The 19,908-nt window shown below is 63.6% G+C and carries 22 protein-coding genes; 12 read left to right on the forward strand and 10 right to left on the reverse strand.

The genetic code is table 11. The features are described 5' to 3' along the window. Nucleotides 1–299: 299 nt before the first annotated feature. The 4 genes from hfq (at nt 300) to ACVWZM_RS40530 (ending at nt 4,822) form a co-directional block, all read left to right on the forward strand. Entirely contained in the window at nt 300–548 is a 249-nt protein-coding gene (gene hfq, locus ACVWZM_RS40515; RefSeq protein WP_006020546.1) for an RNA chaperone Hfq, read from the forward strand. Nucleotides 549–559: 11 nt separating this feature from the next. Next, complete coding sequence (gene hflX, locus ACVWZM_RS40520) at nt 560–1,942, forward strand: GTPase HflX (RefSeq protein ID WP_168856407.1); 1,383 nt, start codon at nt 560–562, stop codon at nt 1,940–1,942. A gap of 154 nt (nt 1,943–2,096) precedes the next feature. Beyond that, nucleotides 2,097–3,467, forward strand: a complete 1,371-nt coding sequence (gene mgtE / locus ACVWZM_RS40525; RefSeq protein ID WP_456856027.1) for a magnesium transporter — start codon at nt 2,097–2,099, stop codon at nt 3,465–3,467. Between the two features lie 269 nt (nt 3,468–3,736). Beyond that, nucleotides 3,737–4,822 carry an IS4 family transposase gene (locus tag ACVWZM_RS40530; protein ID WP_456856028.1) on the forward strand — a complete coding sequence of 362 codons (1,086 nt, stop codon included), beginning with the start codon at nt 3,737–3,739 and terminating at the stop codon, nt 4,820–4,822. A 169-nt stretch (nt 4,823–4,991) separates the two neighbouring features. On the opposite strand, the gene mazG is transcribed toward ACVWZM_RS40530, so the two are convergent. Beyond that, nucleotides 4,992–5,831 carry a nucleoside triphosphate pyrophosphohydrolase gene (gene mazG / locus ACVWZM_RS40535; protein ID WP_456835101.1) on the reverse strand — a complete coding sequence of 280 codons (840 nt, stop codon included), beginning with the start codon at nt 5,829–5,831 and terminating at the stop codon, nt 4,992–4,994. Nucleotides 5,832–5,959: 128 nt separating this feature from the next. On the opposite strand from mazG, the gene queC reads away from it, so the two are divergent. Next, nucleotides 5,960–6,679 carry a 7-cyano-7-deazaguanine synthase QueC gene (gene queC / locus ACVWZM_RS40540; protein WP_168856406.1) on the forward strand — a complete coding sequence of 240 codons (720 nt, stop codon included), beginning with the start codon at nt 5,960–5,962 and terminating at the stop codon, nt 6,677–6,679. Between the two features lie 447 nt (nt 6,680–7,126). On the opposite strand, the gene ACVWZM_RS40545 is transcribed toward queC, so the two are convergent. From ACVWZM_RS40545 to nthA, 3 genes are read right to left on the reverse strand one after another with little or no spacing between them, the layout of a single operon-like run. After that, nucleotides 7,127–7,504 carry a nitrile hydratase accessory protein gene (locus ACVWZM_RS40545; RefSeq protein ID WP_050419707.1) on the reverse strand — a complete coding sequence of 126 codons (378 nt, stop codon included), beginning with the start codon at nt 7,502–7,504 and terminating at the stop codon, nt 7,127–7,129. After that, nucleotides 7,504–8,163, reverse strand: coding sequence for a nitrile hydratase subunit beta (gene nthB / locus ACVWZM_RS40550; protein ID WP_076828791.1), 660 nt, complete (start codon nt 8,161–8,163; stop codon nt 7,504–7,506). The genes ACVWZM_RS40545 and nthB overlap by 1 nt, the downstream gene beginning before the upstream one ends. Then, nucleotides 8,160–8,789 carry a nitrile hydratase subunit alpha gene (gene nthA / locus ACVWZM_RS40555; RefSeq protein ID WP_028344028.1) on the reverse strand — a complete coding sequence of 210 codons (630 nt, stop codon included), beginning with the start codon at nt 8,787–8,789 and terminating at the stop codon, nt 8,160–8,162. Before nthA ends, nthB begins: the two co-directional genes overlap by 4 nt. A 74-nt stretch (nt 8,790–8,863) precedes the next feature. Between nthA and ACVWZM_RS40560 the strand changes: the two genes are divergently transcribed. Then, the gene (locus tag ACVWZM_RS40560; protein WP_456856030.1) at nt 8,864–9,670 is read left to right on the forward strand and encodes an enoyl-CoA hydratase/isomerase family protein; all 807 of its coding nucleotides are present in this window, start codon (nt 8,864–8,866) and stop codon (nt 9,668–9,670) included. A 233-nt stretch (nt 9,671–9,903) separates the two neighbouring features. Here ACVWZM_RS40560 and ACVWZM_RS40565 read toward each other — a convergent pair whose 3' ends face one another. Both ACVWZM_RS40565 and ACVWZM_RS40570 read right to left on the reverse strand, forming a co-directional pair. Beyond that, the gene (locus ACVWZM_RS40565) at nt 9,904–10,407 is read right to left on the reverse strand and encodes a DUF6496 domain-containing protein (protein ID WP_168856405.1); all 504 of its coding nucleotides are present in this window, start codon (nt 10,405–10,407) and stop codon (nt 9,904–9,906) included. Between the two features lie 123 nt (nt 10,408–10,530). After that, nucleotides 10,531–10,812 carry a LexA family protein gene (locus ACVWZM_RS40570; RefSeq protein WP_076829365.1) on the reverse strand — a complete coding sequence of 94 codons (282 nt, stop codon included), beginning with the start codon at nt 10,810–10,812 and terminating at the stop codon, nt 10,531–10,533. A gap of 39 nt (nt 10,813–10,851) precedes the next feature. Here ACVWZM_RS40570 and ACVWZM_RS40575 point away from each other — a divergent pair, with 39 nt between their 5' ends. After that, nucleotides 10,852–11,982, forward strand: coding sequence for an IS630 family transposase (locus ACVWZM_RS40575; protein WP_076829362.1), 1,131 nt, complete (start codon nt 10,852–10,854; stop codon nt 11,980–11,982). 7 nt (nt 11,983–11,989) lie between these two features. On the opposite strand, the gene ACVWZM_RS40580 is transcribed toward ACVWZM_RS40575, so the two are convergent. Further along, nucleotides 11,990–13,174, reverse strand: coding sequence for an acetate/propionate family kinase (locus tag ACVWZM_RS40580; RefSeq protein WP_456835102.1), 1,185 nt, complete (start codon nt 13,172–13,174; stop codon nt 11,990–11,992). Nucleotides 13,175–13,177: 3 nt separating this feature from the next. Continuing rightward, nucleotides 13,178–15,583 carry a phosphoketolase family protein gene (locus ACVWZM_RS40585; RefSeq protein ID WP_168856403.1) on the reverse strand — a complete coding sequence of 802 codons (2,406 nt, stop codon included), beginning with the start codon at nt 15,581–15,583 and terminating at the stop codon, nt 13,178–13,180. Between the two features lie 662 nt (nt 15,584–16,245). Between ACVWZM_RS40585 and ACVWZM_RS40590 the strand changes: the two genes are divergently transcribed. The 3 genes from ACVWZM_RS40590 (at nt 16,246) to ACVWZM_RS40600 (ending at nt 17,501) form a co-directional block, all read left to right on the forward strand. Beyond that, nucleotides 16,246–16,593: a response regulator gene (locus ACVWZM_RS40590; RefSeq protein WP_076828800.1), complete on the forward strand. Its 348-nt coding sequence runs from the start codon at nt 16,246–16,248 to the stop codon at nt 16,591–16,593. A gap of 306 nt (nt 16,594–16,899) precedes the next feature. Beyond that, nucleotides 16,900–17,097: a hypothetical protein gene (locus ACVWZM_RS40595; protein ID WP_076828802.1), complete on the forward strand. Its 198-nt coding sequence runs from the start codon at nt 16,900–16,902 to the stop codon at nt 17,095–17,097. 224 nt (nt 17,098–17,321) lie between these two features. Next, the gene (locus ACVWZM_RS40600; protein ID WP_076828803.1) at nt 17,322–17,501 is read left to right on the forward strand and encodes a hypothetical protein; all 180 of its coding nucleotides are present in this window, start codon (nt 17,322–17,324) and stop codon (nt 17,499–17,501) included. A 310-nt stretch (nt 17,502–17,811) separates the two neighbouring features. Here ACVWZM_RS40600 and ACVWZM_RS40605 read toward each other — a convergent pair whose 3' ends face one another. Then, nucleotides 17,812–17,991 carry a hypothetical protein gene (locus tag ACVWZM_RS40605; protein WP_233475470.1) on the reverse strand — a complete coding sequence of 60 codons (180 nt, stop codon included), beginning with the start codon at nt 17,989–17,991 and terminating at the stop codon, nt 17,812–17,814. An 87-nt stretch (nt 17,992–18,078) separates the two neighbouring features. Beyond that, nucleotides 18,079–18,699 (reverse strand): response regulator, encoded by a 621-nt coding sequence (locus tag ACVWZM_RS40610; RefSeq protein WP_316394384.1) that lies wholly within the window; start codon nt 18,697–18,699, stop codon nt 18,079–18,081. Here ACVWZM_RS40610 and ACVWZM_RS40615 point away from each other — a divergent pair. Continuing rightward, nucleotides 18,593–19,603, forward strand: a complete 1,011-nt coding sequence (locus tag ACVWZM_RS40615; protein WP_168856401.1) for a chemotaxis protein CheB — start codon at nt 18,593–18,595, stop codon at nt 19,601–19,603. The genes ACVWZM_RS40610 and ACVWZM_RS40615 overlap by 107 nt on opposite strands. Then, entirely contained in the window at nt 19,603–19,872 is a 270-nt protein-coding gene (locus tag ACVWZM_RS40620; RefSeq protein ID WP_076828806.1) for a hypothetical protein, read from the forward strand. Before ACVWZM_RS40615 ends, ACVWZM_RS40620 begins: the two co-directional genes overlap by 1 nt. Nucleotides 19,873–19,908: the final 36 nt, after the last annotated feature.

Genomic DNA, 19,908 nt, shown 5'->3' on the forward strand with positions numbered 1-19,908 from the left:
GGCGGCTCTCGGGGCGGTTTGGATCGATCGGCGGGGCGAGGGCGGGGCCGGTACAACCGGGGATTTATCCACGCTCCACGAGAATATTCGTCTCTTTCCCCGCACTTTCTTAGAATTGCCACCGTGTTCCTACCGACTGCACCGCGAACAGGCTTGCCTAAAAACCGCGCGTAGCCTCTAATCCTACCGCTATGCCTGCCGGAGGGGGATCTCGTGGCAGGTGGGCAGCCGGAGGAGGCTCCGTCAGAGAGCAACAACCGGTTCAATAAAAAGAAGCACAAGCTTGCGGGACAAAAACAATGGCGGCAGACCGCGCACAAAATCTACAAGACACCTTCCTTAATCACGTTCGTAAAACCAAGACGCCACTGACGATATTTCTGGTCAACGGAGTAAAGCTGCAGGGCATTGTCACATGGTTCGACAATTTCTGCTTGCTGCTGCGGCGCGATGGTCACTCGCAGCTGGTCTACAAGCACGCGATCTCGACCATCATGCCCGGAGCTCCGATTCAGTTGTTCGAAGGTGGTGAGGACGCACCGGCTTGAGAGTGAACTGATTGGAACCCTTCAATCGTGAAGGGGGCGCCGACCGCGCACGGTCGGCGGGGGACGGCAGCACCGGGCGGGTGATCGTCATCGGCCCGTATCTGCGCACGCGCCGTGGCGACGGCGATGCGCAAACAGATTCGTCTGTCCGCGACTATGAAGCGCGGATCGAGGAAGCCGCCGGCCTCGCTGGTGCGATCGACCTCACGGTGGTGGACTCCGTGATCGCGCCGATCAGCCAGATCCGGCCCGCAACCTACCTCGGCAAGGGCAAGGTCGAGGAGATCAACGGCCTCGTCGCCAGCAACCAGGTCGAGCTCGTGGTGATGGATTGCGCGCTGTCGCCGATCCAGCAGCGCAATCTCGAGAAGGCCTGGAGCACCAAGGTGCTCGACCGCACCGGCTTGATCCTGGAAATCTTCGGCCGCCGCGCCAAGACCAAGGAAGGCGCGCTGCAGGTCGAGCTCGCCCATCTCAACTATCAGCGCAGCCGTCTGGTGCGGTCCTGGACCCATCTCGAGCGCCAGCGTGGCGGCTTCGGCTTCATGGGCGGCCCCGGCGAAACCCAGATCGAGGCCGACCGCCGCCTGATCAGCGAGCGCATCACCAAGCTCGAAGGCGAGTTGAAGAAGGTGCAGGCGACGCGGCGGCTGCATCGGGCCGGCCGCCAGCGCGTGCCGTATCGCGTGGTGGCGCTGGTCGGCTACACCAATGCCGGCAAATCGACGCTGTTCAACCGCCTGACCCGCGCCGACGTGCAGGCCGCGGACATGCTGTTTGCGACGCTCGACCCGACCCTGCGCGCGCTCAACCTGCCGCATGGCGGCAAGGCGATGCTGTCGGACACGGTCGGCTTCATCTCCAATTTGCCGACCCAGCTGGTGGCCGCGTTCCGCGCCACGCTGGAAGAGGTGCTGGAAGCCGACATCATCCTGCATGTCCGCGACATCTCCCATGAGGACGCGGAGGCGCAGGAGCGCGACGTCGAGGCGGTGTTGCGCCAGCTCGGCATCGATCCCGATGCCGACGGTGGCCAGCGCATCATCGAGGTCTGGAACAAGATCGACCGCTTCGATCCCGAGGAGCGGGACAATTTGCGCAATATCGCCGCGCGCCGTCCGCCGGAGCGGCCATGCTTCCTGGTTTCGGCCGCAACAGGCGAGGGGATCGATGCGCTGCTCGCCGCGATCGAGGATCGCCTCGCGGCCAAGCGCTCGACGCTCAATCTTTCGATCGACGCCTCCGATGGCGCCGGCATCAGCTGGCTGCACCGCAATGCCGAGGTCCTGAACAAGGTGCTGCATGGCGAGCGCTTCGACATGACGGTGCGCGTCGACGAGACCAAGCGCGACATCGTGATGAGCCGGTTCGCCGCCGTCCCCTACGAGGCGTAAGCCCTCGAATACGGGCCTTGCAATCTTCCGAAATATGACGATGCCGTGACGTTGCAGGGCGCCGATGCGCCTGCGACGCGGCGTCGCACTTTCTGTTTGAAATCCGCGCCGCCTTGGTTCATTGCGCTGCAGAACGCAAAGCCGAGGCGGATCGATGCAGGACACCAGCGAAACCATCACGAAAGAGGCGCTCGCCGGCCAGAGCGGTGACCTTGCCCATGTCCGGGCTCCCGAGATCGTCGATGCGCTCAACGCCCGGGAGCCCGCGGATGCCGCGAAGCTGCTGCGATCGCTGCCGGCCGAGAAGGCGATCGAGGTGCTTGACCTGCCCGGACTCGACAACACCTGCGAGATCCTCGCCGAGCTGCCGAAGGATACCGCGGTCTCGCTGCTGTCGGGCGTCTCCGACGACCGTGCCGCCGATATCTTCAAGGAGCTGGTCGAGCCGCTGCGCGCCACGCTGCTGAACGGGCTCAATCCGGAGACCCGCAACGTCATCTCGGGCCTGTTGGCCTATCCCGAGCGCAGCGCCGGCAGCATCATGACGACCGAGTTCGTCAGCGTGCCCTCGAGCTGGACCATCGCCGAGGTCCTGCATCACATCCGGATGGTCGAGCGCACCCGTGAGACCGTCTACTCGATCTTCGTGATCGACCCGGTCAAGAAGACGCTGATCCAGGCCGTGCCGCTGCGCCGCCTGATCTCGGGCGATCCGCACGCCAATGTGCTGACCGCGGCGCCGGCGCGGAAGCCGTTGATGATCTCGCCGGAGGCCGACCGCATGGAGGCGGCGCGGCTGATCTCGCGCTACGACCTGCTCGCCGTCGCCGTCGTCGACGGCCCCGGCCATATCCTCGGCATCGTCACGGTCGACGACGTCATCGACGCCATCGTCGAGGAATCGACCGAGGACGCCCAGAAGTTCGGCGGCATGGAAGCGATCGACGAGCCGTATTTGCGGATCGGTTTCGGCGAGATGATCAAGAAGCGCGCCGGCTGGCTGTGCGCGCTGTTCCTGTCGGAAATGCTGACCGCGACCGCAATGCAGTCGTACCAGAGCGAGCTCGAGAAGGCGATCGTCCTGACGCTCTTCATCCCGTTGATCATGAGCTCGGGCGGCAATTCCGGCTCCCAGGCAACCTCGCTGTTGATCCGCTCGCTGGCGCTGCACGAGGTGCGGCTGCGCGACTGGTGGCGTGTCGCCGTGCGGGAATTGCCGACAGGCATCGCGCTCGGCGCCATTCTCGGCCTGATCGGCGTCGTCAGGATCACGCTCTGGCAGACGCTCGGCCTGTTCGACTACGGCCCGCATTGGGTGCTCGTCGCAGCGACCGTCGGCACCGCACTGATCGGCATCGTCACCTTCGGATCGCTGTGCGGCTCGATGCTGCCCTTCATCCTCAAACGCATCGGCTTCGACCCGGCCAGCGCCTCCGCGCCATTCGTCGCGACACTGGTCGACGTCACCGGCCTCGTGATCTATTTCGGCGTCGCCGCGGTGATCCTGCGCGGGACGCTGTTGTAGGCTGAGCCTGCGCCCTCAACCTCGGTGTCGTCCCTGCGAAAGCAATGCGAAAGCAGGGACCCATGACCACCGGCCATCGTTGTTGAGTGCAGCGGAAGTTCTGCATCTTGCTCGCCTCGCTGAATCTCTGGCGATGCGTGGGATTGATACCGTCGACTATCCGTTAGATCACGCGGTATGGGTCCCGGCGTTCGCCCATAGGCGCTAAAATAGGATTTGCGCCTTGGATTCGTTTGTGATTCCAAGATGGAATGGCACACGAATCGCTTGTGAACAAAGATTGGGCGCGCGTTGTCGCCCGACTTGGCGGAGCCGAGGCTCTGAACATTAGCGCGCGCAAGACGAAGGCGTTTGTCCGTCCGCGGGAGATCAGCAATGCGGTCGACTTGCTGCGCCTGATCTTGGCTTATTGCCTTGGTGAGAAAGGGCTGCGGTTGACGGCGGCATGGGCCACGTCGGTTGGGCTTGTCGATATCTCCAACGTGGCTCTGTTGTATCGCTTACGTCAGTGCGGAGATTGGCTGGCAATCTTGGTCGAGCAGGCGCTTGCCGACGCGGCGCCGAAGGCGATCCGCGGTCGTCTGATCCGTATTGTTGACGCCACGACGGTCCCCAAGGCTGGGACGAGCGGCAGGAACAAGAACGCAGTGTGGCGTATCCATAGCGCGTTCGATCTTCCGCAGGAGCGCTTTGGTCACTTCGAGCTGACCGATCAGCGAGCGGGCGAGACGCTGGATCGGATACCGGCGGTTGCCGGTGAGATCCGTCTTGCCGATCGCGCCTATCTGCAACCGGAGCGCATGGCGCATCTCGTCGATGCCGATGCAGACTTCGTGATCCGGGCCGGCTGGAAGAGCGCGCGCTGGCTCGATGCCGAAGGTAATCTTGTTGACCTCACTGCCGAACTGCGCAACGCCTCGGCGCGTGGCCTGATCGATCGGCCGATTTGGATAAAGCGCAAGTCAGGTGCGCCGCCGCTCGCAGTGCGTCTGGTTGCCGCGAAGAAGCCGGCGCAAGCTGCTGCGGCTGCGCGACGCAAGGCGCGCCGGACTGCACAAAAGGGAGGTCATCAGCTCTCCAGGCAAACACTTGACGCCGCAGATTGGGTGATCCTGGTGACCTCACTCAGGCCAGAGGACTTCACGACTGCAGATATCCTCGCCCTCTATCGGCTGCGATGGCGCATTGAGCTCGGCTTCAAGCGGCTGAAAAGCCTGATTGGCCTGAAGGGACCTCCCGGAACCGACGAGCGGTCCGCCAGACCCCATATCCTCGCTCATCTGCTGATCATTCTATTGCTCGAGCCGCTCGTCGACGAACTCGAAGACTCTCCCCGCTTGCCCGACGCCGCCTGACCCACCCAGTGACGTGGCGTCTGCTGCGCCAGCTCGTCGCTTCGCTACGGCAAGCGATCATTCCACAGCCCGCAATCGCTCTACCCTGCAGAGCCAGTCACGCTCTCCGGCGACATCTACGCGAGCCACCCAGACATAAGCGCCACTATCAGACTATGATCAAACTATCTTAGCGCCTATGGGCGTTCGCCGGGACGACGGCGGTTTTGGCTTCATTCCACAACGCGTCCATCTCCTCCAGCGATGCCCCCTCCAGCGAACGCCCCTGCGCCGCCAGCGCCTTCTCGATATAGGCAAAGCGCCGCTCGAACTTGGCGTTGGTCGCACGCAGCGCCGCTTCCGGATCGGCGTCGACGTGGCGGGCGAGGTTGACCAGCGCGAACATCAGGTCGCCGGTTTCCTCCGCGATCTCCGCCTTGTCGTTGCGGTCGAGCGCGGCCTCGATCTCGTCGGCCTCCTCGCGGATCTTGGCGAGCACCGCGCGCGGGTCGTTCCAGTCGAAGCCGACGGTGGACGCCTTGCGCTGCAGCTCCATCGCGCGCGTCAGGGCAGGCAGGCCCGCCTTCACGCTAGCCAGCAGCGATTTGTGCGCAGTCTCTTCGGGCGGCCGCCGCGCGGCGCGCTCGGCCTTCTCCTCGGCCTTGATCCGTTCCCAGGCGCTCTTGACGCCGGCCGGCTGGATATTGCCGTCCTTGTCGGCGAAGACGTGCGGATGACGGCGGATCATCTTCCTGGTGATCGCCTCGACCACATCGCCGAACGCGAACGCGTTCTGCTCCTCGGCCATCCTGGCGTGATAGACCACCTGCAACAACAGGTCGCCGAGCTCCTCGCGCAAATCGTCGAGATCGCCGCGCGTGATCGCATCCGCAACCTCATAGGCCTCCTCGATCGTGTAGGGCGCGATGGTCTCGAAATTCTGCACGAGGTCCCATGGGCAGCCGGTCACCGGCGTGCGCAGCGCAGCCATGATCTCGATCAGGCGGGAAATGTCGCGGGATGGGGTCATGGGGCACCGGCATCAAAGAGGTATTGGCTTTATGCCAAAACACCCCTCCCGATCCCAGTAAAACACGCCGGAATCGCGACGCTGTCCACGGATTGGCCACGGCGCCGTCAGGTGCTAAATCGCGTTCCATGACCGATCAGAATGCTTCCGACACCGCGCTGGTGCTGTTTTCCGGCGGCCAGGATTCCACCACGTGCCTTGCCTGGGCCTTGTCGCGCTTTGCCCGCGTCGAGATGCTCGGCTTCACCTACGGCCAGCGCCACGCGATCGAGCTCGATTGCCGGGACCAGCTGCTGGCCGGGATCAGGCGGGTCCGGCCGGAATGGTCTGCGAAACTCGGCGACAGCCACACGCTTGATATCCCGACGCTGTCCGAGATTTCCGACACCGCGCTGACCCGCGACGTCGCGATCGAAATGGGCGCGGACGGCTTGCCGAACACCTTCGTGCCCGGCCGCAACCTCGTGTTCCTCACCTTCGCTGGGGCGCTGGCCTATCGGCGGGGGATCCGCCACATCATCGGCGGCATGTGCGAGACCGACTATTCCGGCTACCCGGATTGCCGCGACGAGACCATTAAGGCATTGCAATCCGCGCTCAATCTCGGCATGGCCAGGGATTTCGAGCTGCACACGCCGCTGATGTGGCTCGACAAGGCCGCGACCTGGCGGCTCGCGCACGAGCTCGGCGGAGCAGGGCTGGTCGACCTGATCCGCGAGCACTCGCACACCTGCTATCTCGGCGAACGCGGCGCGCAGCACGATTGGGGCTATGGCTGCGGCGAATGCCCGGCCTGCAGCCTGCGGGCCAAGGGCTGGCGGGAGTACGTCGCGCAGGGTGGCCCGTAACCGTGGACTGATGGCCCCGCAGGGCGCACGGCCAAAATATCGAAAACAACCCCATGCAAAGGAGTCGGCGGCTGCCGGCGTTCGACACGGCAACTTGACACGTCGGGCAACTCAGCGGTATTCTTCTATTATCCAGAAATCGTCCCAGGCCCGGCTCGACCGGGCGATCCGGTATGCTGCGGCTTCTCGGCTCCAGCACTCCCGTCTCTGGAATCCGTGCGCGCGGTCTCTCCCCGTCGTCGTCCCGGCGAAGGCCGGGACCCATACGCCGCGGCAGGCGTTGTGGGTGGGACTCGTCGTTCCAGCATCGCGTAACAATTTGCATTTGGGGTTATGGGTCCCGGCCTTCGCCGGGACGACGATGAGGATGAGTTCGCGATTCAAGGCGACCCACCACGCGATGACATCACCCGCGCATGCGCATGTAGGTAATCATGGCATTCGAGGCTACTCGAAATCCGCGGCCGTCAGCACGATCGGCTGGCCGTGCGGGGTGCGGTCGGCGGCGTGGTCCCAGGCGTCGCGGTAGCGGTGCAGTGTCTCATGCGTCGTGACGCCCTTGGCGGCGACGAGATGTTCGAGCGTCGCGAGCCAGTGCTGGTAATAGGTCTCGCCGGTGTCGGGATCGCCGGCGGCCTGCGCGCGCTTGATCTGGTCGGCAAGCGCCGCAGCCCATTCGGGCCAGGTGAACACGCCGCGGTCATGCAGCGTCAAGGCCATGGCGAACGCCTGCGCCTCCCACGGTGCACGGAACACCGGGCCGTCCTGGTCGCGGGGAATGCTGGACACTGCGCTGGTGGCGCGCGCGGCGGCACCTGCATCCATCACACGGCCTCCAGATACGGCTCGAACGCGTCGATCGAGACCTTGATGGTCGGATCGGAGTCCGGGCCCCACAGCTCGCGTCCGTCGAACACGACGGTGTACAGCCACTGCGGATGTTCGCCGGCGTCGTTGGCCACGGTATCGGGAAATACGTGACAGCCATGATCGCGCTCGACCACCCCGACGTGACCGCGCACGTAGCGTGGCAGCCGTGTGTGCGTCGCGGGATGGATGTTCTTCGCCCGCACCCGATCGCCGGCCTTGAATTTCGCAGGCCCCGGCGCGGCGCGGCCGAACTTGCCGCGCACCATGATGCGCTCGATGTCGGCGACGGAGAACTTGCCGTGCTTGAGCGATTTCGCCGGCGCGACGGAATGCCCGGCGGCGACGTCGTCCTTGGAGATATAGCCCTTGTCGAGCAGCAGGGCTTCCAGCCCAAGCAGCCATTTCCTGTAGTAGGAGCTCGACAGATAGACCTGCGGGGGCAGGGTCTCGCGATAGAAGCGCGAGGCGTCGATGTTGAAGGCGCCGGCTGCGCCCATCGCACGGACCATGGCGAGCACCCGGGATTCCCATTCCTCATGGAACATCGGTTCGTTCGGCTCGGGCTCGACCTTGCCGAACCCGTCCATGCCGCCCATGTCGTGGACGCCGTTCATGACGGCGCCCCCGGTTTCTTGGGAAAGCCGGTGCCGATCATGGAATCGCGCGTCACCAGCTCGGCGAGCTGGTCTTCGCTCCAGCCCTCGGTGCCTTCGGGCCGCATCGGCAGCACCAGAAAGCGCGTCTCCGCGGTCGAATCCCAGACCCGGATTTCCGTCTCCTTCGGCAGGCTGACGCCGAAATCGGCGAGCACGCCGCGCGGATCCTTGACCGCGCGCGAGCGATACGGCGAGGCCTTGTACCAGACCGGCGGCAGCCCGAGCATTTCCCAGGGATAACAGGAGCACAATGTGCAGACGACCATGTTGTGGCGGCCGGGTGTATTCTCGATCGCGACCAGATGGTCGCCGACCCGGCTGACATGGCCGAGGGTGCCGACCGCCTTGCTGGCGTCCTCGAGCAGCGCCTTCTTGAAGGCGGGATCGGTCCAGGCCTTGGCGACGACCCGGGCGCCGTTATGCGGGCCGATCTTGGTCTCATAGGCCTGCACGATGGCGTCGAGCGCGGCAGCCTCGACATAGCCCTTCTCGGTCAGGATCGATTCCAGCGCACGGACGCGCAGTTCGGTCTCCGACAGTTCGGAATGGTCGTGATCGTGGTGGTGATGATCATGTTCGCTCATGCCCACAGAATAGGCGAAACCGTCGTGCTATGTCGAGGCAGGCAGTACACAAGAATGCGAGCGGGGAGGTATGCGTGGTTGACTATGTGACGATCGAGAAAGGCCTCGGGCCGGAGGGCCGCATCGCCGTGGTGCGGTTCGACCGCGGCGACGGTATCAACGCGCTGTCGCCGGAGGCGCTGCGGCAGCTGACCGACGCGGCGCGCAGTTTCGAGGACGATAGCGAGACCTCGGTGGTGGTGCTGACCGGCGGCGCCAAATCGTTCAGCGCCGGCTTCGACCTCAAGGACGCCGAGGGGCGTTCTCGCCAGACCATGGACATGCGCACGCTGCGCCGGCACCTGAAGCTCGGGCCGCGGCTGACGCGCGCCTGGCAGGACATGGAGCAGGTCACGATCGGCGCGATCGAGGGCTTTTGCGTCGGCGGCGGCGTGGCACTCGCGGTCGCGCTGGATTTCCGCGTCATGGCGCGCGACGCGCATATGCGGGTGCCGGAAATCGCGCTCGGCATGAACATGAGCTGGCAGAGCGTGCCGCGCATGCTGCATCTGATGGGACCGGCGCGCACCAAGCAGGCGGTGATCCTGGCCGACGACCGGATCTCGGCCGAGGAGGCCTACGAGTGGGGCCTGGTGGAGCAGGTGACCGATCCTGGAAAGTCATATGACATCGCGATGGCGCTCGCGGCCAAGGTCGCTGCCCAGCCGCCGATCTCGGTCGCGACGACCAAGCTGACGGTCAACCGGCTCGCACATGCGCTCGACGATCTCGCCAGCCACATGGACCTCGACCAGTTCGCGCTGGCGAGCCTGACCGAGGATCACAAGGAAGGCGTCGCGGCCTTCCTCGGACGGCGGAAGCCGGGCTTTAAGGGGCGCTGATGCTTGTCGTTCAAGAGCCTTTCCAGGCTTCGGAATGGCGAAGGCCCTGACGCCCGGGCCGGTGCGTCAGGGCCTTTGCGGTGCGGAGACGACCCCAGCACCTTTGCGGGCCCTGGGGCCGACGCTGGGGTCATCCGCCTGCACCGTTGTCGAGACTAAGCAGGTAACGGGTATGATGCGCCCATCACAGCGTCCGCATTTGCCTATGTGAATCGCCATCCCCGTCCTCGAGCTTACTTTCGCCGCCGCGCTCTGGTGCGGGCTGCTTTCTTTACTGCGGCCGAACGAACGGCCGATCCCTTGGTTTTTGCCGCCTTGCGTGCCGCGGCCGAGCGGGCCGATGCAGAACGCCGCGAGGCCGCGCGCCGCGTTTGTTTCGACAGCGCCGTGTGCGACGCCGCGCTGCGCGGTTCCCGTTTCAGGACGTTGGACACCGCTCGCGAGACGCGCGGCCTGCGTCTGGTCTTTCGCTTGCCCTGGCCCGCCTCATAGGCGTACTCCGCGCTCTTGCGGGTGGTCGCCTTGGCTGCGCCTTTCTTGGGGGGACGGAGCGGAACGCCCGCGCGCCTCGCCTTCGACAGGCCGATTGCAATGGCCTGTTTGGAAGATCGCGCGCCGTGCTTGCCACGGCGAACCTTGCGAATTTCCTCGTGCACGAACTCGCCCGCCTGGGTGGTCGTCGACTTTCCCGCGCGCCGGTCCTGTCTGGCCTTTTGCATCGTCTTTCGTTCCGGCATTATCGTTCTCCCGTTGCCGATTTCGGTTTCCGGGACGTCAACGTCCGGCTCAAGGAAACGGTCCTTCAAGCATCGATTTAGCCCACTGCCGCAGGAGCGCCTCTCGGCGATCCTAGTGGCTCGTCACAGTGATTTTGACGGTTTGATACCGAGCCAGCTTAGGATCGGCAAGTTCTCTGGCGGCACGAGGATTTCGATGCTTCTGGGGATATCGGCTCGACGGCGAATGAGGCCGTTACGTTCGAGCGTGACGATCATCTGATGGACTGAGGGCGGGCTAACACCGAAGTGACGCTGCATGTCGGCTTCGGCGGGGGGCCGTCCGAACATGTGCGAGTAGGTATAGATGAAAGCCAGATAATGGCCCTGCTTCTCGGTAAAGCGTGCGCCTGATTTTTGACTCATGGATCGATTCGTCCGGAGCCTCCGACAGGGAGGCGAACGATGAATGTACGGTACCGGGTTGAATTGAGCCAAGCCGAGCGAGAGGAACTGACGGCGATGCTGAGCGGCGGCAAGCATGCCGCTCGCAAACTCAAGCGGGCCCAGATTTTGCTGGCGGCCGACATCGGCAGCCGCGACGAGGAGATTGTCCGGACCGTCAGAGTAAGCGCCTCCACCGTCTATCGGACCAAACGCCGCTTGGTGGAAGGCAATCTCGATCGGGCCTTGAGTGAGGAGCCGCGTCCCGGTGCGGAGCGCAAGCTGACCGGCAAGGAGGAAGCCCTGCTGGTGGCGACCGCATGCGCCAAGCCGCCCGCTGGCCGGAGGCGCTGGACGCTGGCGCTGCTGGCCGACGTGATGGTCAAGCTCACCGATCATGACAGCCTGTCGGGCGAGACCGTGCGCCGCCGGCTGGCCGATAATGACCTCAAGCCGTGGCGCAGGGACATGTGGTGCATTCCCCATGTCGATGGCGAATACGTCGCCCGCATGGAAGATGTGCTCGATCTCTACGCTGAAGCGCCTGATCCCGAGCGGCCGCTGGTCTGCTTCGACGAAACCCCCGTCCAGCTCATCGGCGAAGTGCGCCAGCCGATCCCACCCGAGCCGGGAAAGCGCGAGCGTTACGATTACGAGTACCGCCGCAACGGCACCGTCAATCTCTTTGTCGCCCTCGATCCGCATCGGGCCTGGCGTAACGTCAAAGTCACCGAACGGCGCACCGCCGTGGATTATGCTCACTGCATGCGCGAACTCGTCGATGTCCATTACCCCAAGGCCGCCTGCATCCGTGTCGTGCAGGACAATCTGTCGATCCATGCCCCCGGCGCCCTCTACCAGGCCTTTGCCCCCGCCGAGGCCCGCCGCATCCTGCGCCGCCTCGAGTTCCACTACACCCCGAAACACGCCAGTTGGCTCAATATGGTCGAGATCGAGATCGGCGTGCTCCAAGGGCAGTGTCTCGGCCGCCGGATCGACGATCCAAAACGCCTTAGAAACGAGATCGCAGCATGGGAGCGGCAGCGAAACAAAACTCGCGCCCGTATCAACTGGATGTTCACAACGGACAAAGCTCGCACCAAACTGGGGCGCGCCTATCCAGGCATACCCAAAGAGTCAAAATCACTGTGACGAGCTACTAGGTTCCCGAGATCAAGGCTGCGCAGTGGCGAGCAATCGTTGCTTCCTCGTTTGTCGCCATGACGAGCACGTCCACCGAACTGTCCGTGCCAGCAATGTGCAGCTCTGCCGCGGCGTTGGCGCATGGATCGAGCTCAACACCCAGCCATCGCAGGCGTTCGCAGACCTCGCTGCGAACCTCGCCCGCGTGCTCGCCGATACCGCCGGTGAACACCAGGCATTCCAGTCCGCCCAGCGTGCCAGCCATCGCGACGACCTGCTGCGCGATGCGGAACGTGAAGAGATCAACCGCTTCCTTCGCGGCTGGCTCCTGGCTGGCGAGCAAGACACGCATGTCGGAGGAGATGCCCGAAACGCCGAGCAGCCCCGATTGGTGATAAAGCAGCTGCTCAAGGTCGTCGACCGACATGCCGTTCTGCTGCTGGAGGTAAAGCAGAACGCCCGGATCGATCGTGCCGCAACGGGTCCCCATGACCAGGCCGTCGAGCGGCGTCAGACCCATCGTGGTGTCGATGCTCCGGCCGTTGCGCATGGCGCAGAGGCTCGCGCCATTGCCGAGATGCGCCACCACGGTGCGCTTTGCGGAAAACTCCGGCGAGATGTCGGCAAGGCGGCCTGCGACATATTCAAAGGAGAGCCCATGAAAGCCGTAGCGCCGAATGCCGGCGCGTTCGAGATGTCTCGGGATCGCAAACCGATTGACGGGCGGCGCGAGGCCATGATGGAACGACGTGTCGAAGCATGCGACCTGCATCAGTTCCGGCCGGATCGCGCTGATTGCCCGGATTGGCGTCAGGCAGCGAGGCTGATGCAACGGCGCCAGCGGGGTGAGGGCGTCGAGGACGGCAAGCACCGTCCGATTGACTTCGACCGGTCGCGAAAATTCGCGGCCGCCATGTACGACGCGATGCCCGACGGCACGCAGCCGCTGGCCAAGATGATGTTCGATCCGTGCCAGGACGTCGGCGAACAGCCGATCGGGCGACGCATCTGGTTCGGCTTGCTCCAACGCGAACGACGCGCGGCCGGCCGGGTCGGTGAAGACCAATCGCGACGCGCCCTCGTGCTCGTCGACCTGTGCCTTGCAGAGCAGCGCGGGATCGGTATGCGAAGCATCGAAAACGCCGAACTTGATGCTCGACGAGCCGGAGTTGACGACCAGAACCGCATCGGACGTCGGCATGGCTCAACCGCCCGCAGGTGTGGCGCCGCCAGTGCCGTTTGGCCAGACCCAGTCTCGAACCTCCGGCATGTCCTCGCCATGTTCGCGCACATATCGCGCATGCGCGATCAAGGCGTTCCGGTATTCTTGCTTGATCTGTGCGGCCTTGGTGGCGAGCCCCGGCACGCGCTCGATCACCTCGATCGCGAGATGATAGCGGTCTAATCCATTGAGAACGACCATGTCGAAAGGTGTGGTCGTCGTGCCTTCCTCCACAAAGCCGCGCACATGCATGTTGTCGTGATTGGCCCGGCCATAGGTGAGTCGGTGGATGAGATAAGGGTAGCCGTGGTAGGCAAAGATGACGGGGCGATCGCGCGTGAACAGGCTGTCGAAGTCGCGATCGCTGAGGCCATGAGGGTGCTGTTGCCTCGGCTGCAGCGTCATCAGGTCGACGACGTTGACCACGCGGATCTTGAGGTCGGGGAGGGCCTTGTGCAGCAGATCAACGGCGGCGAGCGTCTCCAGCGTCGGAACGTCACCCGCGCAAGCCATCACGACATCGGGCTCGCTTGTGGCATCTCCGGTTCCGGCCCACGTCCAGATGCCAATGCCGGCATCGCAATGGGTGGCGGCGTCCTGCATCGAAAGCCATTGCGCGGACGGTTGTTTGCCGGCGACGATGACATTGATCCGATCGTAGGTCTGCAGGCAGTGATCGGCGATCCATAGCAGCGTGTTGGCGTCGGGCGGGAAATAGACACGGACGATGTCGGCCTTCTTGTTGGTGACCAGATCGACAAAGCCGGGATCCTGGTGGCTGAAACCGTTGTGATCCTGTCGCCAGACATGCGACGTCAGCAGATAATTGAGCGAGGCGATCGGACGCCGCCACGCCAATTGGCGCGAGACCTTCAGCCATTTGGCGTGCTGGTTGAACATCGAATCCACGATGTGGATGAATGCTTCATAGCAGGAGAAGAAGCCGTGGCGTCCGGTCAATAGATAGCCCTCCAGCCAGCCCTGGCAGAGGTGTTCGCTGAGGACTTCCATGACGCGGCCGTCTTGAGCGAGATGGACATCGTACGGCTCGGTCGGCTCCATCCAGACCCGGTCTGTGGCTTCGAATACGGCATCCAGCCGGTTCGAGGCGGTTTCGTCAGGCCCCATGATGCGGAAATTGCCGGCATTGGCATTCAGCTTGAGGACATCGCGCAGGTATTTTCCGAGCTCGTGGGTCGCTGCGGCGACCGTCTGACCCGGATGCTTCACGTCGACGGCAAATGCGCGGTAATCCGGCAACCGGAGCTCGCGTTTCAGAAGGCCGCCATTGGCGTGCGGATTGGCGCCCATCCGGCGGTTCGCGGTCGGGGCGAGGGCCTGGAGCTCCGGGATCAGCGCACCATCCTTGTCGAACAGTTGCTCTGGATGATAGCTTCGCATCCAGTCTTCAAGCAGCCTGAGATGCGCGGGGTTGTCGCGGACTTGCGCGATCGGCACCTGGTGCGCGCGCCAAAAGCCCTCGACTTTCAGCCCGTCGACCTCCTTCGGACCGGTCCAGCCCTTCGGACTGCGCAGCACGATCATCGGCCAGCGCGGCCGCTCCGATCGTTTGCCGCCGCGCGCCTCGGTTTGGATCTTGTGAATGGCTGCAAGCGCCTCATCCAGGGCAGCGGCCATGGCGCGATGCATCGGCATCGGATTGTCGCCCTCGACGAAAAGCGGCTCATGTCCGTAGCCGCGAAACAGGTTGCGGATTTCCTCGTCGCCCATCCGCCCGAGCACCGTCGGATTGGCGATCTTGTAGCCGTTGAGATGCAGGATCGGCAGCACCGCGCCGTCACGCGCGGGATTTAAGAACTTGTTCGAGTGCCACGATGCAGCCAGCGGACCGGTTTCCGCCTCGCCATCGCCGACGACGCAGGCCACGATCAGATCGGGATTGTCGAACGCCGCGCCATAGGCGTGGACCAGCGAATAGCCGAGCTCGCCACCCTCATGAATGGAGCCGGGCGTTTCCGGTGCCGCGTGGCTTGGAATACCGCCGGGGAAGGAAAACTGCCGGAACAACTTTCGCAGACCATCCGCGTCTCGGCCGATGTCGGGATATATCTCGCTGTAGGAGCCTTCGAGATATGTGTTCGCCACCATGCCCGGACCGCCATGTCCGGGACCGCAAATGTAGATGACGTTGAGATCGAGCGCGCGAATGACACGGTTGAGATGGGCATAGACGAAATTCAGGCCCGGTGTGGTGCCCCAATGACCGAGCAGGCGGGGCTTGATGTGTTCCTTGCGCAGCGGCTCGCTAAGCAGCGGATTGTCGAGAAGATAGATCTGGCCGACCGAAAGGTAATTGGCGGCGCGCCAGTAGCGGTCGAGCAGGTCGAGATTGCCGGCGGTCGTTCTTTGTTCGATGGTTGCTTTCATGGAGCCAACTCCTCCCCAAAACTATCACAACAGCTACAGGTTGATCCGGCCGGTGATGATCGCGCTCGACTGATGGCGGGGCCGGGCGGGACGTCGGGCAGCGATAGCGGCGGCGGTTCTTGGCTGCGGTTCTTGGCTGATGCATTGCGTTCGCTGGCTCCAACCGCAGGCGCCGACCCTCGTTCCTTAGTTTGCCGCCTTGGAGCCGCGCACCCGCACACCCTAGCGGTGACGGCGACTGGTTTGTTCTTCGACATCGGCAAACAAGGCATCTCCGGGCGGGACCACCGATCTCTCATATGTAAATGCCGGAACCAGGCAGAGAGATGACAAGCGGCAGCGACTGATGTTTCGACCGCGATTCGATATCCGCCATAGTCATCCGAAGGGTGCAGTTGATGAATCTCATCGACCGCTACTTTTTCGCCGCAACGATCACTGTGACAATTGTACTCTGGCTGTACCTCGGGTTGCTGGTGGCCGGTAGCTGACGGCGCGCGCCTGGAAAATCGGGACCACCCTCCGTCTTGAATTCCCGCTCTTTGAATGGGCCATGACCGCTGTCCTAACGGTGCGCGGAACGACGCGCCTGGGAAACCCAACCGGCGGGAGAACGTTAACACCTCGATCATCCGCGAAGATCAACTGGCAGAGGTACTGCTATGCGTACGATCTTGATCGTGGAGGACGAGTATTTCATTGCCGATGACTGTGCCACGCTGGCACGACAGGCCGGCTATCACGTCGTCGGCCCGTTCGCTTCGATCGACGAAGCCCGCCCACACGCGTCCGGAGCGTCCGGCGCGCTGATCGACATCAACGTCAATGGAACCTCGTCCTACAAGTTGATCGATACCCTGCTTGCGATGGGAACACCGGTCACCCTGTATACCGGCTACGACCCCAGCGCGCTGCCCGAGAAGTATGCGCATCTCCCCGTGGTGACCAAGCCGCGCGGGTGTGCGGAGGCTCTCGGGATCTTGTGCAAGCAGATGAGCGTCGCCGAATAGCCGGCGAACTGAACGCAGATCGGTGCGCGCGCCGGGATGCGCAGCGGTGGATATGGGTCCGGCCCCCGTGCCAATGACACCAAAGAGAATGAGCGTTCGCTGCTCTTTCCACACGTCGTCCCTGCGAAAGCATGCGAAAGCAGGGACGACACCGTATGTATTGCGCTGTGATTCCCAACACAGCACTTTGTTGGCAACTTTCCTGGTCGAGGTTTGTTGTCTCCTCATCACTGGCCAAGGCTCTGCCGTAGGCGTCGGTGGCTGAGAGACCGATTGTGCTCCCGCCTGCATAACAGGGAGTACACCATGCCCATCGAGCGGCAAATCTATCGTCTTTCCAATTACCGTGATCTCAACGATACCGAGCGGATGATCCGGGTCGTCGAGCACGCGCGCAAGCTCCTCGCCGAAAGCCGCGCCAGCACGTTTCTGGGCCGCAAGACGCAGGAACCCTTCCCGCAGGCGGAAAGCCAATATGGAATCCTGAATCCTGACCTGTGTTGAGCTTTCGCACCCTGCGGAGGCGGAACCATGCTGGTTGGGGTGATTACTGTGTCACCCCCGCCAGGGAGCAGGCCATGAAGCGGCGCACCGACGCTGGCGACGACCGCGTTCGAACAATCTTCGATGTCTCATGAGATACGTTTGTCGCGCTGCCTCGGAGCAAACCCGCTGCGGACTTATCACATGACAGGGCGGCGGCAGCGATCGGGTGACATGTTTCGTCGATGATCGATCCCCTGTTCGCCCGCGCTCAGCTTGCCATCGAAGAAAGTCTCACTTTGCGCGCACAGAAGCGATCGCTCGCGGATCAGCGAGACGATCAGCTCGCCGAGTTGCGGCAATCGGTGCGTAATTCCGCGAGCACGCGCATGGAGATCAAAGCCCACCGCGACAACAGTACGTAAGGCTTTCGCTGGTGGGGGCGGGCAATATCCCTATCGGTCGGCAGGCCGACTAGCGGGCGTTGATGAAGCGTTCGAGATGCATGGAGAATTCGTAGCTCAGCGCCAATTGTCGCCAGGACCTGGCCAGCAACTCGTAATCCTTGCGCGTCCTTTCGACGCCGGACGTCGCGGCCAGACGGTCGGCCTCGTCGGCCAGTTGCCGGCATTCCGCGATCCGATCCGTTGAATCGTGCAGTGTCGTTGTCCTTCCTGAAAACGATGGGAGGATGTATCGCGCCGCCGGTTCACCCGAGATCGTGGACCGAGACAATCAGACAGTATGAGCGTCACCCGGCCTCAAGCTCCTGAGCTGCGCGACGACGAGGCGCAACTCGTTTGCCAATTGGGCGTTACGGATGCGGGTTTCCGTGACGGTTGAGAGGTCGGCGACCAGCGCGCGTTCTGCGGCCGTCTGCTCCAGCAGCTCGATACGTCTTTCGATCTCGGTCATTACACACCCCCGGTCCGATATCGTGACCGGAGTATCGTGAGGCCGTCTGCAAACCTCCGCACTAACATTTGCAAATGCTCGAGCGGATTATTCGTGTCCGGCAGCGTCATTGCCGCGCAGGATCATGCCGGCGAGCCCGTGCGCCATGGCGCGATGATCGAACGGCTTCTCCCACAACGGAACGTCCGCGAATTCGCTGCTCAGCACGATCTTGTCGTATCCCGAGGTGAACACCATCGGCACGCCGCGCGCCTGCAGCTCGCGCGCGACCGGATAGATCATCTGCTTGCGGATGTTTACATCGAGCACCGCTCCATCGATCACGCCGCCGTCTTGAAGGATACGAAGCGCATCGTCGATGTCACCGGCCGGCCCGGCGATATCGGCACCGAGCGCACGCAGCGCGCTGCGCATGTCGTCGGCAAGGAAATATTCGTCTTCGACAATCAGGACGCGCCGTCCGGTCAGGAGAGGGCGTTCGCGCAAAGGTGCAAATTCAGACATGTCGATTCGGGCCGTACCCGGTGTGATGTCGTCGCAAAATTGGAACATAAGCCGAATGCTCGCCTTGTTGTAAACAATATCGGAAAAGGCAGGTTCCATGTCCAATCGGGACATCATCGTCATCGGCGGTTCGGCTGGGGCGACTGCACCGTTGAAGGAGATTCTGGGCCGGCTGCCGGTGGATCTGCCGGCCGCGGTCTTCATCGTATTGCACATACCGTCTCACGGCATCGGCATTCTCTCCACGGTCGCGAGCGCCGCCGGCAAGCTGCCGGTCCGGCAGGCGGAAAGCGGCATGGTCATCGAAAATGGGCACGTCTATCTGGCGGCGCCGGACCACCATCTGCTGATCCAGGATGGCCACCTGATGCTCGGCCGCGGGCCACGCGAAAATCTGGTGCGGCCGGCGATCGACGCACTGTTTCGCTCGGCCGCACTGCACTATGGACCGCGCGTGATTGGCGTTGTGCTCAGCGGCCTGCTGTCCGACGGCGCGGCAGGCCTGAACGCGATCAAGCGGTGCGGTGGGGTCGCGCTGGTTCAGGAGCCCCAGGACGCGATGTCCGATGAAATGCCGCTCAGGGCATTGGAAGCGACCACCGTCGATCTCTGTATCCCGGGCGCACGGCTTGGCGATGTGCTGTCCGATCTGGTTCGGGAGCGGCCCGGCGCGATCCTGCCGATTCCGCCGGAGATCGTGCTGGAGGTGAAAATTGCGGCGGGCGAGCGCGTCGGCAGCGATACGCTGGTCGAGATTGCCGATCCGGCACCGCTGACTTGTCCGGGATGCGGTGGCGTCCTTTCCGAGCTCAAGGTCGGGCACCCGCTGCGATTTCGCTGTCAGGTCGGTCACGCCTATACGGCCGACGCGCTTGCCAAGGAGCAGGAGGGCCGGGTTGACGAGGCGCTCCGGGTCGCACTCCGCATCATCGAGGAGCGCGCCGAACTGGTGCACCGGATGGCCGAGGACGGCCGCCAGAGCGGTCGCCCGGCGGTCGCGCAAATGTATGACGCGCGCGCCGCTGAATATCGCGAATACGCCGATATGATCCGGCGAGTCATGCTACAATCGCTCGATCCGAAGCGACCGGCGCGGAAGGAACCGTGATGGCCAGCGCTGAGCATGCGAACTGGGCCGAACAGCTGCGGTCCGAACGTGCGCTGCTGGTCAAGGCGGACGTCGATATCGAGGAGGGCTGGAGGCGGCTGCGCAGCCAGCAGGATCTGCTGGATTGGCTGCAACGGGCCGGTCACGACACTGTGCAAGCCGAGCGGCTGGTCGGCTTGCTCAAGCAGACCTTGATCGAGTGGGAGCGGCATCGAACCCTGATCGTGCAGCGGGTCGCATATCTCGAGGAGCGGGTGACATCGCACTAGCGCCTGGGAGGAGGATCGGGGATGCGCCTCAGTGCC

It is taken from the genome of Bradyrhizobium sp. USDA 4501, assembly GCF_054062115.1.

What these genes read in the sequence shown, in the direction of transcription:
- nthA (WP_028344028.1), bottom strand. Translation starts at nt 8,789, where the DNA reads ATGAGCGAACATGATCATCACCACCACGATCACGACCATTCCGAACTG.
- ACVWZM_RS40565 (WP_168856405.1), bottom strand. Translation starts at nt 10,407, where the DNA reads ATGCCGGAACGAAAGACGATGCAAAAGGCCAGACAGGACCGGCGCGCG.
- ACVWZM_RS40580 (WP_456835102.1), bottom strand. Translation starts at nt 13,174, where the DNA reads ATGCCGACGTCCGATGCGGTTCTGGTCGTCAACTCCGGCTCGTCGAGC.
- ACVWZM_RS40570 (WP_076829365.1), bottom strand. Translation starts at nt 10,812, where the DNA reads ATGAGTCAAAAATCAGGCGCACGCTTTACCGAGAAGCAGGGCCATTAT.
- queC (WP_168856406.1), top strand. Translation starts at nt 5,960, where the DNA reads ATGACCGATCAGAATGCTTCCGACACCGCGCTGGTGCTGTTTTCCGGC.
- ACVWZM_RS40595 (WP_076828802.1), top strand. Translation starts at nt 16,900, where the DNA reads ATGCCCATCGAGCGGCAAATCTATCGTCTTTCCAATTACCGTGATCTC.
- ACVWZM_RS40600 (WP_076828803.1), top strand. Translation starts at nt 17,322, where the DNA reads ATGATCGATCCCCTGTTCGCCCGCGCTCAGCTTGCCATCGAAGAAAGT.
- ACVWZM_RS40615 (WP_168856401.1), top strand. Translation starts at nt 18,593, where the DNA reads ATGTCCAATCGGGACATCATCGTCATCGGCGGTTCGGCTGGGGCGACT.
- ACVWZM_RS40610 (WP_316394384.1), bottom strand. Translation starts at nt 18,699, where the DNA reads ATGAAGACCGCGGCCGGCAGATCCACCGGCAGCCGGCCCAGAATCTCC.
- ACVWZM_RS40585 (WP_168856403.1), bottom strand. Translation starts at nt 15,583, where the DNA reads ATGAAAGCAACCATCGAACAAAGAACGACCGCCGGCAATCTCGACCTG.
- mgtE (WP_456856027.1), top strand. Translation starts at nt 2,097, where the DNA reads ATGCAGGACACCAGCGAAACCATCACGAAAGAGGCGCTCGCCGGCCAG.
- ACVWZM_RS40545 (WP_050419707.1), bottom strand. Translation starts at nt 7,504, where the DNA reads ATGGATGCAGGTGCCGCCGCGCGCGCCACCAGCGCAGTGTCCAGCATT.
- ACVWZM_RS40605 (WP_233475470.1), bottom strand. Translation starts at nt 17,991, where the DNA reads ATGACCGAGATCGAAAGACGTATCGAGCTGCTGGAGCAGACGGCCGCA.
- mazG (WP_456835101.1), bottom strand. Translation starts at nt 5,831, where the DNA reads ATGACCCCATCCCGCGACATTTCCCGCCTGATCGAGATCATGGCTGCG.
- ACVWZM_RS40575 (WP_076829362.1), top strand. Translation starts at nt 10,852, where the DNA reads ATGAATGTACGGTACCGGGTTGAATTGAGCCAAGCCGAGCGAGAGGAA.
- hfq (WP_006020546.1), top strand. Translation starts at nt 300, where the DNA reads ATGGCGGCAGACCGCGCACAAAATCTACAAGACACCTTCCTTAATCAC.
- nthB (WP_076828791.1), bottom strand. Translation starts at nt 8,163, where the DNA reads ATGAACGGCGTCCACGACATGGGCGGCATGGACGGGTTCGGCAAGGTC.
- ACVWZM_RS40620 (WP_076828806.1), top strand. Translation starts at nt 19,603, where the DNA reads ATGGCCAGCGCTGAGCATGCGAACTGGGCCGAACAGCTGCGGTCCGAA.
- ACVWZM_RS40590 (WP_076828800.1), top strand. Translation starts at nt 16,246, where the DNA reads ATGCGTACGATCTTGATCGTGGAGGACGAGTATTTCATTGCCGATGAC.